Origin of the sequence: Mangrovibacterium diazotrophicum, assembly GCF_003610535.1 — a bacterium.
GTDB classification, from domain to species: Bacteria; Bacteroidota; Bacteroidia; order Bacteroidales; family Prolixibacteraceae; genus Mangrovibacterium; species Mangrovibacterium diazotrophicum.
Genome location: NZ_RAPN01000001.1, coordinates 830,601 through 844,794, shown reverse-complemented (window position 1 = coordinate 844,794; position 14,194 = coordinate 830,601). Strand labels below are relative to the sequence as shown.

Here is a 14,194-nt window from a genome sequence, read left to right as displayed (position 1 = left end):
AAATAAAATGATAAAGAGAAATATTATAATAGCTGGACTTGCCATTTGGGCAATTGCCTGCAGTCCGACTAAGCCGAACACCGACTTGGAAGATACGACGGAAAGACTGACCGATTTTGTCGATCCATTTATTGGAACGGGACTAAATGGTCATACATTTCCCGGTGCTGCCTATCCGTTCGGACAAATTCAACTAAGTCCCGATAATGGAACCGAAGGCTGGGACTGGAGCTCGGGATATCACTATTCTGATAGTATCGTTTCGGGATTCAGCCATTTGCATTTAAGCGGCACCGGGATTGGCGATTTAACGGATATTTCCTTCCTTCCCACGACCCAAAAGGTTTCTTTTCGAGATCGTGAGGAAAATGCAGATTTTATTCATCGCTATGCCGACAAGTACGCTCATGAAAATGAATCGGCTTCGCCTGGCTACTATGCCGTGAAATTAGAGAATACGGGCATTTCGGCGGAGTTTACAGTTACTGAGCGTGTTGGATTTCATCATTATAGCTTTCCAAAAGACAGCCTTAAAAACCTGATTCTCAATCTGGGATTTGCAATTAACTGGGATGAAACCACAAAATCAAATTTGAATATCGTAGACAGTACTTTGGTGACCGGGATGCGATTCTCAACAGGGTGGGCTGCCGATCAACATGTGTATTTTGCAGCTCGATTCTCGCAACCGATTACCCAGTCAGAAATTAGAAATGTGCCGGGTAATGAAGAAAAAGTTGGCGTTTTGAGCTTTTCAAACCCGGATCTGTTGGTTAAAGTTGGATTATCATCCGTGAGTGTTGAAAACGCGCTGAAGAACCTGGACCAAACGCTCGTTGATTGGGATTTTGATCGGGTCCGAAAGGCAGCTTCGGATGCCTGGGAAAATGAGCTCCAAAAGATAAAAATTGAAGCTACCGACAACGAAGTCAGGAAGATACTTTACACAGCGCTTTACCATACCATGATTCAACCCGCTCTCTTTTCCGATTTAAACGGAGAATTTAAAGGTGTTGATGGTTCGGTTAAAACAGCGAAAGGCTACAAGCGGTACACCATATTTTCGCTTTGGGATACCTATCGTTCGCTGCATCCCTTGTTTACGCTGATTGAACAGCCAAGAGTCAATGACATGATCAAATCGATGTTGGACCATTATGAGCAAACCGGAATTTTGCCGGTTTGGGAACTCGATGGAAATGAGACCTTTTGCATGGTTGGCAATCATTCCATTACCGTAATTGCGGAAGCCATTCTAAAAGGTATTGGTGATTTCGATTACGTGCTGGCTTACCAAGCCATGAAAGAAAGTTCAATGCAGGATCGCGATGGTATGGCTGAGTATGACCGGTTGGGGTTTATCCCGGCGGATAAAATAAAAGAGTCAGTTTCGAAATTGATGGAGATTGCTGTCAGCGATTATAGCGTAGCAAAGGTTGCAGAAAAACTAGGAAAGGCCGATGATGCTGAATATTTCAGGAAGCGTGCTCAAAACTACAAGAACATTTACGACGAGCAAACCGGATTCTTTAGAGGAAAAATGGCCGATGGCAATTGGACAACACCGTTCGATCCTACCTATTCAGACCATCAAAAAACGGACTACACCGAAGGGAATGGCTGGCAATATTTGTGGTTGGTTCCGCAGGATGTCGATGGCTTGATCGATTTGGTTGGAGGGAAGGATACTTTTGCCGAACGACTTGATCAGTTTTTTGAGCTAAAAGACGGCGTTAAGGGCATTAATGCATCGTTGGATATATCAGGCTTGATTGGTGGATACGCCCATGGAAATGAACCGAGCCACCACATTAGTTTTCTTTACAATTATGTTGGTAAATACTGGAAAACACAGGAACTCAACCGAAAAATTCAAACCATATTTTATTCCGATCAGCCCGGAGGCCTTATCGGAAACGAGGATTGTGGTCAGATGTCGGCCTGGTACATTTTGAGTGTGCTGGGATTTTACCCGGTTCATTCAGCAGATTTGGTATACCAGTTGGGATCTCCATTGGTTCAAAAAGCAGAAGTTAAACTATTGTCCGGTAAAACGTTGACGATTCTCGCACCGAATGCGTCTCCGGAAAATAAATATGTACAGGAAGTAAAACTGAATGGCGAGAAGCTGAATCGTAGCTATATCACACACGCTGAAATAATGGACGGTGCTGTCCTCGAATTTACAATGGGAGAGCAACCGAACTTGATGCTCTTCCACAATAACTAAGTCCCGATTGAGAAGGAGTATAAGTTTTGCTTATTTCTTTCAGACCTATAAACCCAACTAAACAGGATGATGGAGTGCCGTATAGATGACGGCCTCCTTTTCCTTCGCTTAAAAATGAAAAACGATGAAAATCTTTCGGGTATTTTTTCTGTTACTTCTCCCATTTCTTCTTTTTAATGCCTATCAGTATGGCAACGTTCAAAGGTATGATGTGGTTGTCTATGGAGGAACTCCTGCAGGAATTGCAGCTGCGATTCAGGTGGCTAGATCTGGGAGAACAGTTGCATTGCTTGAGCCTACAGCGCAGGTTGGAGGAATAATCGTTAATGGTTTGGGGAGCTCGGATATTGATAATCACGATTTTCAAAATAGCAAAGCAGTAGGCGGAATTGCACTTGAATTTTATAGAAGAGTTGCCAAGTACTACGGACGATTAGCAGCGTTTGACGAAAAGCTGAAAGCGGGGGACAGAGATGTTACGCTATGGCGTTTTGAGCCACATGTGGCGGAGCAGATTATTCAGGACTTGTTGGGAGAATATGATATTGACGTTTTTTGCGACAGTCAGATTCAGGAGGATTTTAAATCGGTTCAAAAAGAAGGGACAGCCATTCGTACGATCGAAACCACGAATGGAAAGCTTTTCTATGGGAAGGTTTTTATTGACGCAACGCTGGAGGGGGATCTATTTTATTACGCGGGAATAACAACCACCTGGGGGCGGGAGAGTAATCAGCTTTATGGCGAAACGAAAAATGGAATTCGGGCTGAAACCACGCATGCCCAGTTTAAGGTAAATGTTGATCCATATGTTATTCCGGGAGATTCGACAAGCGGATTGATTGCAACGATCCAAGACGAGCCGTTTGGAACTCCTTGTGATGGCGATAAATCAATCCAGGCGTATTGCTTCCGCATGTGTTTAACGGATGATGCGGATAACCGGATACCGTTCAGAAAGCCAGATAACTATGACCGTAGCCAGTACGAAATATATTTGCGATACCTGAAAGCAGGTGGGAAGTTGTACACGCCATATCGAAAATTGCCCAATGGGAAAACCGATCTTGGGGCCTGGCACGACTTGTCGCACAACCTGTATGGAATGAACCGGCTTTATCCGTCAGGAGATGCTAAAATCCGCGAAATGATTTTCGATCAACACAAAACATTCACCCAAGGGCTTTTCTACTTTTTAGCGAATGATCCTGAAGTTGGAATTCTGGACTCCGCTTTACAACATACCTGGAGTGAGTGGGGGCTTTGTAAAGATGAATTTACAGATAACGAAGGATGGCCCCGGCAGTTTTACGTGCGCGATGCACGACGAATGGTTTCAGACTATGTAATCACAGAACAACATACAAAGCGTATTAACCCAACACCCGTTAGTGACCCGGTCGCAGTAGCCTATTGGCCACCTGATCTGCACTCGGTTCGCCGGATTGTTAAAGACGCCGCCGCATACAACGAGGGCTTTGTTTTTGGTGGTAATGATTGGCGACCATTCGGAATTTCGTATCAGGCATTGATTCCGAGGAAGGAAGAAAGCACCAACTTGCTAAGTCCGACTTGTGTTTCTGCAAGTCATGTTGCTTACGGAGCGATACGAATAGAATTTACTTACATGGCCTTAGGGCAAGCTTGCGGGGCTGCAGCTGTGTTGGCTATCGACAGCCAATGCAATGTTCAAGACGTCAGCTATCCGGAGCTTCAAGAGATGCTAAAATGTAGCGGACAAATTTTGGATGCAGAATCGGTTGGCATGCCACCGGCGATCCGAGTAAAATGAGGACCGATTATCTTTCATCGATTAATTTAAAAAACGACAAATAACAATGTTTTTGGGTAGGGTTTTCAATGTTGGTATTGTACTCATTTTATAACCGCGATCGAAGAGATACCTGTTAAAAATAAGAGTGTGATCCCCGAAAACTTAATTCTCAAATCTTTCAAATGATTGGAAAACTATGAAGACTAAGCTGATTTTAATTTTATTACTGTTTGTTCAATTCGGATATGGTCAGAAGAAAACGATTTATCACAAGGGGTGGATCGATTTCAACAAAAACGGAAAGCTGGACGTATACGAGGATCCAGCTGCAAAAACGGAAGATCGTATTGAGGACTTGTTGACTCAAATGACTATGGACGAGAAAACCTGCCAGCTGGCAACGCTATACGGATCCGGTCGGGTTTTAACAGATGCGCTGCCGACGGCAGAGTGGGATAGTCGGGTTTGGAAAGACGGAATTGGGAATATTGACGAACAGCATAATGGACTGGGAACCTTCAAAAGTGAATATTCATTTCCTTTTAGTAAACACGTCGAAACGATTCACCAAACCCAGCTTTGGTTTGTGGAAAATACCCGCTTAGGTATACCGGTTGATTTTACAAATGAAGGTATTCGCGGACTTTGTCACGACCGTGCAACCTATTTCCCGGCTCAATGCGGACAAGGTGCGACTTGGGATAAAGACTTAATTGCCCGTATAGGCGAAGTGGAGGCCCAAGAGGCCAAAGTGCTTGGGTATACAAACATTTATTCTCCAATTTTGGATTTGGCGCAGGATCCGCGATGGGGGCGAGTCGTAGAATGTTATGGTGAAGATCCGTATTTGGTCAGCCAGCTGGGCAAACAGATGATCAAAAGTTTGCAGGACAACGGTTTGGTTTCAACGGTTAAACACTTTGCCGTGTACAGTGTCCCGGTGGGCGGAAGGGATGGAAAAACCAGAACTGATCCCCATGTTGCACCCCGGGAAATGAAAACGCTTTATCTGGAGCCATTCCGTGTTGCGTTTGAAGATGCGGGAGCGATGGGAGTGATGAGTTCTTACAATGATTACGATGGTGTGCCAATTACCGGCAGTCTCTATTTTCTTACCGAGTTACTCCGTCAGCAATGGGGCTTTAAGGGCTACGTTGTGTCGGATAGCGGTGCGCTCGAATTTTTGTATTCAAAGCATCATGTCTCCGAGTCGGAAGAAGATGCTGTAGCTGATGCAATAAATGCAGGGCTAAATATCAGGACCAATTTTACGAAGCCTGAGGAATATGTTGCACCGCTGCGTGATGCTGTTGCTCATGGTAAAATCTCTCCGAAAACGATTGACTCGCGTGTTGCCGATGTATTGCGGGTAAAGTTTTATCTCGGCTTGTTCGACAATCCTTATTTGGGCGATAGCAAATTGGCCGACGAGATTGTGCATTCTAAGGAACATCAGGCAGTTGCTTTGGAGGCGGCTCGCAAGTCAATTGTTTTGTTGAAAAATGAAGATAACTTCCTACCTCTTAAAAAATCATTGAAGTCAGTAGCCGTAATTGGACCTAATGCAGATGAACGCGAGTTGCTTTTGTCAAGATATGGTCCGGCAAATGCACCTATCAAAACTGTATTTCAGGGAATTTCAGAAATGCTTCCGGATGCAAACGTAAGTTATGCCAAAGGTTGCGATATCATTGACGAGCACTTCCCTGAGAGTGAAATTATGAAATTCCCGAAAAGCTCAGATGAAGCGACGATGCTTTCTGAAGCAGTCGATCTGGCCAATCAGTCAGAAGCCGTGGTGTTGGTACTTGGTGGTTCAGAGTTGACTGTCCGCGAAGACCGCTCACGAACCAGCCTCGATTTGCCGGGACACCAGCAGGAATTGATGGAAGCAATATACGCAACAGGCAAACCGGTGGTTTTGGTATTGCTGGATGGACGTGCTTCTTCAATCAACTTTGCAGCTAAAAATTTGCCGGCTATTGTTCATGCCTGGTTTCCCGGCGAATTTACAGGACAGGCTGTTTCCGAAGTGCTTTTCGGCGACTATAACCCGGGGGGCAAACTGGCCGTCACCTTTCCAAAATCAGTTGGACAGATTCCATTCGCCTTTCCATTTAAACCGGGCTCCAATGAAGATTCTGAAACAGCAGTTTGGGGAGCGCTTTATCCTTTTGGCTTTGGATTGAGTTACACGACTTTCGAATACAGCGATTTGTCGGTGACACCCAAAACGCAAGGATTAAAAGGAACAGTTACAGTACGTTTCAAAGTTCGTAATTCCGGCGACAGAACAGGTGATGAAGTCGTTCAGTTATACCTGAATGATGCTTTCAGCAGTGTCACAACCTATACAAAAGTCTTAAGAGGTTTTGAACGTTTTTCGCTTGAGCCTGGCGAGCAGAAAGAAGTTGAGTTCACATTGGGGGAACAAGAACTCGGGCTATGGGATATTCATGAACAGTTTACAGTCGAAGCCGGAATTTTCAATGTGATGGTTGGCAGTTCTTCCGAAGATATCAGACTATCCGGATCATTTGAAATAACTAACAACTAACGCGAAAACTGAACAATCCAAACGAACTATTTAAATGAAAAATAAGATCTTAATTATTCCATTCTTTTGGGCAACAGTGTTAGTATCGTCATGCAGTCACGAGTCCAAAATGGCAGAATTTTTGGTTCAAAAGGAATTGGACTATTGTGTAGGAAAGGCAGAGAGTACAGCGAAAAGTCTTGATGATTACAGTCAATTCCCCCGAAATATTTTGGATAGTGAAACACAATGGAACACAACCGCTGCAGAAGATTGGACAAGTGGTTTTTGGCCGGGAATTGCCTGGTATGCGTATGAGGAAAGTGGAGATTCAATTCTTCTGGAAACAGCCCGAAAATATACGGAATCAGTAAGTCAGGTCTTGCTAGCTCCGCAAAAGGATCATGATTTAGGCTTCATTTTTTATTGCAGTTACGGGAATGGCTATCGCTTGACGGGTGACAAAACGTACAAAGAGGTTTTGTTGCAGGCGGCTGATTCTCTGGCTGAGCTCTTTAATCCCAAGGTTGGTACCATTTTGTCGTGGCCGTACATGGTAAAAGCCATGGGTTGGCCACACAATACCATTATCGACAATATGATGAACCTGGAACTGTTGTTTTGGGCCGCTAAAAATGGCGGCAATAAGGAGCTATACGAGATCGCCGATAGCCATGCCAGGCACTGCATGAATACGTTGGTTCGACCCGATTCAACGACTTTCCATGTTGCTGTTTTCGATACGTTGGATGGACATTTTATTAAAGGTGTTACGCACCAGGGATACAGTGACAGCTCCATGTGGGCGAGAGGTCAAACCTGGGGAATTTATGGTTATACCGTTGCTTATCGGGAAACCGGTGACGAACAGTTCCTGAATGTAGCAGAAAAGCTGGCTGATAAATTTTTACAACGATTACCCGCTGATGGAATTCCGTTTTGGGATTTTGATGCTCCGGTAACTTCAACGACACCTAAGGATGCTTCTGCTGCTACGATTGCTGCTTCGGCCCTGTTAGAGTTATCTACTTTGGAACGGGAAGATTCGCGAAAGCAAAAGTATTTTAATGCTGCAGTTGATTTGCTCACGCGCCTCTCATCGGCAGATTACCAGAGTGGCGATAGAAATAAGGCGATGCTAGTGCACAGTACCGGACATTTTCCAGCTGGTGGAGAAATCGATGCTTCGATCATCTACGCGGATTATTACTACATCGAGGCACTTTCACGCTTAAAGAAAATGCGAAGAGAACCCTAATAGCGGGTTAAAACATTTATCCTTAATAAACCACTAAACAAAACATCAGAAATAATGAAAGAAATCAGATTAATTGTACTCCTTCTTTTGACGGCCTGCCTTAGCGTGCTGAATACACAGGCGGGAGTCAACCCCAAAGTTATAGATGATAGTAAAACACCATCGATGCTTCATGTTGAAGGTCGCTATTTGGTAAATGCGGAAGGAGAAAAAGTATGGTTACAAGGGGTATCGCTGGCGAGTATGGAATGGCTGGCGAATGGCGAGAATATTCTTCAGTCAACAAATGTTGCCATTCATACCTGGAAGGTAAATTGCCTGCGTTGCCCGGTCAATGAGGATTTTTGGTTTGGCAAAGGAAAAGAGCAAACAGATGGTGGTGCTTCGTATCGAAAATTGCTTGACGACTTTGTAAAAGAAGCGACTTCGCAGGGAGTATATGTGGTAATTGATTTGCACCGTTTTAAAGCTCCCAAACAGATTCATGCTGACTTTTGGAAAGAAGTAGCTTCGATTTATAAAAATCATCCCGGAGTGTTTTTCGAGCTTTTCAACGAACCACATGATATTTCGTGGGAGGTATGGAAAAATGGAGGTTTGGTGACCAATGAAAAACGGGCGACCGATGCATTGGCGGAGAACAATAAAAAATACGAAGATTTTGAATCGGTTGGAATGCAGGCGCTGATTGATGCAGTGCGTTCGACCGGTGCGCAGAATATTGTTATTGTTGGCGGCCTGGATTGGAGTTACGACCTCAGCGGATATTTTGATGGTTATGCGCTAGACGACCGAAATGGGAACGGTATTATGCTGTCAACACATGTTTACCCATGGAAAAGCGATTGGAAAAACAAGTTCATGATGGCGATTGACACCTATCCGTTGTTCCTGGGTGAGCTGGGAGCTGAGCCGGAGCGCATGCCGTTTATTCCACCGGAAAGACATGAAATGCCCGAAACCTGGGTACCTGATATGTTGGGGCTCATCCAAAAATATGAGCTCAATTGGACAGCCTGGTGCTTTCATCCTCGTTCAACTCCGCGATTGATTTTAGACTGGGATTATACCCCAACACCATTTTGGGGGCAGGATGTGCTTGAAGTGTTGAGAGACGGCAAGCAATACCAGTTGACTAAGTTGAGATAACCAAAAGAAAAGACTACTGCGATCAGAATGAGTTTCACCTTCAAAATATTAATTGTATTTGGCTTTTGCTTCTGCCTGATAACCGATAGTTATTCCCACGAAAAGCAAAGAAAATCTGCAGGAAAAACTGAGCAAATTATGCAGATGGATGGATTGGTAGCACTTTGGGACTTCAAAGAGCCTGAGGGAACCGATCGCGTGGCTTATGGTGTATCAAACTTCCCGCTATGCGAAGTGGATGGGGAGGTTTCCCGAATTGATGAAGGACCATTGTCTGGCTATTCCGCCCTGTTCGGAGACGGAGCCTATTTGAAGTTACAGCATGTAAACATTGGCGCATTAAATATTTCAGGTGACAGTCAAGGTGTGACCGTAATTGCCTGGGTGAAGTGGCAGGGAAATACCGGGTTCGTGGCAGGTATGTGGAACGAGTATAAAGATGGTGGAAAACGTCAGTACGGCTTGTTTGTATCTCTTCCGCACTACAATGGTGAGAATCAGGTCTGCGGGCATATCTCGAGAACAGGAAAGCCCACACCACCATTCCCGTATTCAATCGACTATTCGGCGAGCAAGCAAGAGGTTCCTGTCAACAAATGGGCCTGTGTTGCCATGACCTACGACGGGCAATGGATTAAGTCGTACTTAAACGGTGTTTTCGAAGCCCGTGAACCGGAGTTGATCGCTCATACCGCTGAGTTTGATGCGGATTGCAAGGGATTGGTGCAGTCAAAGAATCCGTATTATTTCCCCGATGGAATTGGCGATAATGGATCTGATTTTACAGTCGGCGCGGTATTGTTAGAGCACGGCATGGGCAACCTCTTCTGTGGGCAGATTGGCGGCGTAGCGATTTTCGACAGGGCTTTATCAGATCAGGAGATAGAATTTATTTCAAACTAAAGAATCAGCGAATGATACAAAATCGACAACTAAAAATATACTTCTTGTTTTTAATGTTTCTGTTTGGTGGAGCCAAGCTGTTTGCTTTCGATAATTTCATCACGAGACATGGCGACCAATTGATGGATGGAAAGCAGGTTTTTAGGTTTATCGGGGTGAATGCCCCTAACATCAACGGACATTATGATGGTTACATGAATACGAATCCGGAGTCGGGATATCTGTATGATCCGATTGAACTTTCCTTCGAGATGGAGTCGTATTTCGAAGATATGGCGCAAATGGGCGTGACTGTTTTCCGCACGTGGGGAATTACTGTTGAAGACGGATCTGGGGAGTTTGAAGCTTTGGTTAATGGTGCTTATTCCTACAATGAAACAGCTTTTCGGCGTATTGACAAAATGCTGGAGCTCTGCAATAAGTACCAGATGAGAGTCATCCTTTGTTTGGTGAAGGAAAATAAATACTGGGGTGGAACGGAAGCCTTTAGTAAACTGTATGGAGGGGGCGATTACTACGAATCAGAAGAAGTTAAAAACGGCTTCAAAGATCTGCTGAAGGTATTTGCTGAACGGGTGAATTCATACACAGGTGTGCCCTACAAAGACGATAAATCGATTATGGCGTGGGAATTCGGAAATGAAGTGCCAAATCATGAAGGTGCGTGGATTAACGAGATGGCTAAATACCTGAAGAAACTGGCTCCTAATCAGCTAATCTCCGATCCTCGGAGGGCAAATGGAGTTGATGAGATGGAGACGATTGTCAATGATGTCGTTCGAAACTGCAAGGACATCGACTTGGTTAAAACCCGGCAATATCCCAATTATAAGAATTCGGTAACTGAATTATGGCAAGTCTGCGAAGGGAAAAGGCCATTGTTGATCGATGAATTCCAAAAAATGGAAGGCTTCACGGATATACTTGACGAGATCTGCGAAACGGGAACTTCAGGAGGCTTGTTATGGAGCCTGATGAAACCACAATACAACGGGGGGATTGGCGGGCATGCTTTGTTTCATGCTTACAGCTGGGGAGGAAGTCGCTGGCCCGGCTTCGATAGCGGTGACTATTTCAACGAGCGGGAAAATCTGATGAAGATTAGAGAGTACGGGTATAAAATCAGAGGGGAGGTGGCACCACCCCTGCCGCCCCCCGCTGGTGCTCCTTATTTGTATCCCAGCCTGGAGAAGGATGCCGTTGCATTGAAGTGGCGATGTGCCTCCGGAGCCCGTTACTACCTTGTTGAACGCTCGACGACTCCGGAAGGACCGTGGACGGATGTGAGCGGCGAATTCGACATCAGCTACAGTTTGTATTACTATCCCATGTTTAGTGATTCTTCTGTTATGGCCGGAGAAAGTTACTATTACCGGGTCATCGGGAAGAATGAGACCGGTCAATCTGAGCCATCCAATATCGTCGGGCCAATTCGCCCTGGAAAGAAAATGGTGATGGATAATTTAGCTGATTTTTCAATGATCACTTCATCCAGTGAAAACATGGAAATTAGTACAGAAACCTGGCCTCGGTTTAGGCAAACGGAGGAAGATTTTTTCCAGCTTCAAAGGATCGCCGGCTCAAGCTCTGGATTTGTCACTTATAATGCTGATGAAATTAAGTCAATTCAGGTTTTCGTCTATAGCGGGTCGACGGATGAAATAAGCCTGGAATATAGCAACGATGGTAAAACTTTTCAGCCAATTCCAGATGGAGCTTTGGTGAAGTCGCACCGTGATGCCTATGCCAGTCAGATCTCGGGCTGGAGAGATAATACAGTCGACAAATTTATCTACTCTGTTTCTGTACTCCCAAAAGGAACTTCTTATGTGAAGATATCTACCGGACGAGCTGGCCAATCCGACAGTTTCCCTTGGATTGGGCGGGTGCATTTGGGCTACCTTGGAAAATTGAATTCGAAAAAATAAAACATCCCAAACGAATTAAAATACTTGAACATGAAAACAAACACTCTCAAAAAACTAGTGGCCGCTTTGTTGTTGGTTGCCGGATTCGCCATTCAGGCTAATGCTCAGGATTGGGCAAATCTTCAACGTTACGAAGAGCAGAACACGCAGTTGGCAAAACCGGCGGAGGGGGAATCCCGCGTCGTATTTATGGGAAATTCGATTACCGAAGGTTGGATTCGCAATTGCCCTGAATTTTTCAGTGACAATGGGTATATCAGTCGTGGAATCAGTGGTCAAACCACACCGCAAATGTTACTTCGTTTTCGAGCCGATGTGATTAATCTTCAGCCCGAAGTTGTCGTTATTATGGCTGGTACAAATGATGTTGCAGGCAATACCGGGCCATCCACGAATGAGATGATTATGAACAACCTGATTTCAATGGCCGAACTGGCGAGAGCAAACAACATTAGAGTCATTTTCTGTTCCGTGCTCCCGGCAAATCGATTTTCATGGAGACCCGAGTTAAAGCCTGCTGATCAGATTATTCAACTCGATTCTCTTATCGAAAACTATGCATCAGCAAATGGAATTCCCTATGTTGATTTCTATAGTAAAATGGTTGACAGCGAAAAAGGACTGAAAACTGAATATTCAAAAGATGGTGTGCATCCTTTGAAGGCCGGATATGAAGAAGTTATGAACCCGATGATCAGGGAAGCTATTGAAAAACTTTTGTGAAATTAATTGAAATCAAATGAATCTACTGAACCAGACAAACGAAAAAATAATACCCAGCTTATTCCTGTTACTGCTGATCACCGGACTTTTTTCGTGTACATCCGAGTCCGAATTGACGCAGGTAGATGTTGTTGTTTACGGCGGAACTTCGTCGGCAGTCATTGCTGCGGTTGAGCTGGCACAGTCCGGGAAATCGGTAGTCATTGTCAGTCCGGATATTCACATTGGCGGGTTGTCGTCGAATGGACTGGGATTTTCTGATACCGGAAATAAGGAAGCCATTGGCGGTCTTGCCCGCGAATTCTATCATCGCGTATGGCAGCATTATAACGATTCGTTGGCCTGGAACTGGGAGCAACACTCAGACTTTGGCAATCGGGGACAGGGAACGGTTGCCATGGACGGGGAAAGCCGAACCATGTGGATTTTTGAGCCTCATGTGGCTGAACAGGTCTTTGAAGATTTAATTGCTGAAAATAAGATCCCTGTTTTTCGGGACGAATGGCTTGATCGCGAAACAGGTGTCGAAAAAGAAAATGGAAGAATTGTGGCGATTGAAACGCTTTCCGGGAAACGGTACCGGGCAAAAGTTTTTATAGATGCAACTTATGAAGGAGACCTAATGGCCGCTGCGGGAGTATCCTACCATGTTGGTCGCGAGGCTTGTGATGAATACGGAGAGAAATGGAACGGCGTTCAGGCGGGTGTATTTCATCACACGCATCATTTCCAGGTTCCCATTGACCCATACGTCATTCCGGGCGATCCATCCAGCGGACTACTGCCGAAAATAGCGGATGAAAAGCCCGGTGCAAATTGTAGTGGAGATGACAAGATCCAGGCCTACTGTTTCCGTTTGTGTATGTCGAACCATCCGGAGAACCGCGTGCCGTTTACCAAACCGGACAATTACGATCCGAACGACTTTGAGCTGCTCGGGCGCTTGTTTGACAGTGGATGGAATGAGTGGTTCAATAAGTTTGATTTGATTCCGAATCGTAAGACGGATACGAATAATCACGGTCCGTTTAGTAGCGACAATATTGGCATGAACTATGATTATCCGGAAGCTTCGTATGAACGCCGGCAGGAGATTATTCAGGAACACGCGAATTATCAAAAGGGACTACTTTACTATGTTGCCAACGATGAGCGGGTACCGGAAAAGATACGGGAGGAAATGAAAAACTGGGGACTGGCGAAAGACGAATTTACGGATAACGGCAATTGGCCACACCAACTTTACATTCGGGAAGCGCGACGAATGATTGGCGAATATGTAACCACAGAGAAAGATATTTTGGGTGAACGTTTAGTTCCTGAACCCATTGGAATGGGCTCTTACACCATGGATTCGCACAACGTTCAGCGCTTTGTAACCGAAGAGGGCTATGTGCAAAATGAAGGCGATCTTGGGGTTCATCCGCATGCCCCATATCAAATCGCTTACGGTTCTATTATCCCTAAAAAAGAAGAATGTAAAAACCTGCTTGTCCCGGTTTGCGTCTCATCCAGTCATATCGCATACGGCTCCATACGCATGGAACCGGTATTCATGATTCTTGGGCAGTCAGCAGCCGTTGCTGCTACGATTGCAATTGATGACAAGTCTGCAGTGCAGGATATTTCTTACCTAGAAATGCGGGAACATTTAATGCAGAAAAAACAGGTACTGAGCTTAAACGACTAAACC

At 44.9% G+C, this 14,194-nt stretch carries 9 protein-coding genes; all 9 read left to right on the top strand.

Annotated elements, in window-relative coordinates:
* Positions 1-7 precede the first annotated feature (7 nt).
* The 9 genes from BC643_RS03365 (at position 8) to BC643_RS03325 (ending at position 14,191) form a co-directional block, all read left to right on the top strand.
* On the top strand, positions 8-2,230 hold the full coding sequence (locus BC643_RS03365; protein WP_120271754.1) for a GH92 family glycosyl hydrolase: 2,223 nt from the start codon (positions 8-10) through the stop codon (positions 2,228-2,230).
* 124 nt (positions 2,231-2,354) lie between these two features.
* Positions 2,355-4,022 (top strand): FAD-dependent oxidoreductase, encoded by a 1,668-nt coding sequence (locus BC643_RS03360; RefSeq protein WP_120271753.1) that lies wholly within the window; start codon positions 2,355-2,357, stop codon positions 4,020-4,022.
* Between the two features lie 178 nt (positions 4,023-4,200).
* Entirely contained in the window at positions 4,201-6,561 is a 2,361-nt protein-coding gene (locus BC643_RS03355; protein ID WP_120271752.1) for a glycoside hydrolase family 3 N-terminal domain-containing protein, read from the top strand.
* Positions 6,562-6,595: 34 nt separating this feature from the next.
* Positions 6,596-7,798: a glycoside hydrolase family 88 protein gene (locus BC643_RS03350; protein ID WP_120271751.1), complete on the top strand. Its 1,203-nt coding sequence runs from the start codon at positions 6,596-6,598 to the stop codon at positions 7,796-7,798.
* A 54-nt stretch (positions 7,799-7,852) separates the two neighbouring features.
* Positions 7,853-8,947 (top strand): glycoside hydrolase family 5 protein, encoded by a 1,095-nt coding sequence (locus BC643_RS03345; protein WP_120271750.1) that lies wholly within the window; start codon positions 7,853-7,855, stop codon positions 8,945-8,947.
* Positions 8,948-9,085: 138 nt separating this feature from the next.
* On the top strand, positions 9,086-9,850 hold the full coding sequence (locus BC643_RS03340) for a LamG domain-containing protein (protein WP_211337970.1): 765 nt from the start codon (positions 9,086-9,088) through the stop codon (positions 9,848-9,850).
* A gap of 11 nt (positions 9,851-9,861) precedes the next feature.
* Positions 9,862-11,778, top strand: a complete 1,917-nt coding sequence (locus tag BC643_RS03335) for a glycoside hydrolase 5 family protein (RefSeq protein ID WP_147377123.1) — start codon at positions 9,862-9,864, stop codon at positions 11,776-11,778.
* 30 nt (positions 11,779-11,808) lie between these two features.
* Entirely contained in the window at positions 11,809-12,501 is a 693-nt protein-coding gene (locus BC643_RS03330) for an SGNH/GDSL hydrolase family protein (protein ID WP_120271747.1), read from the top strand.
* 16 nt (positions 12,502-12,517) lie between these two features.
* Positions 12,518-14,191: an FAD-dependent oxidoreductase gene (locus tag BC643_RS03325; RefSeq protein WP_120271746.1), complete on the top strand. Its 1,674-nt coding sequence runs from the start codon at positions 12,518-12,520 to the stop codon at positions 14,189-14,191.
* The last annotated feature ends 3 nt before the right edge of the window (positions 14,192-14,194 follow it).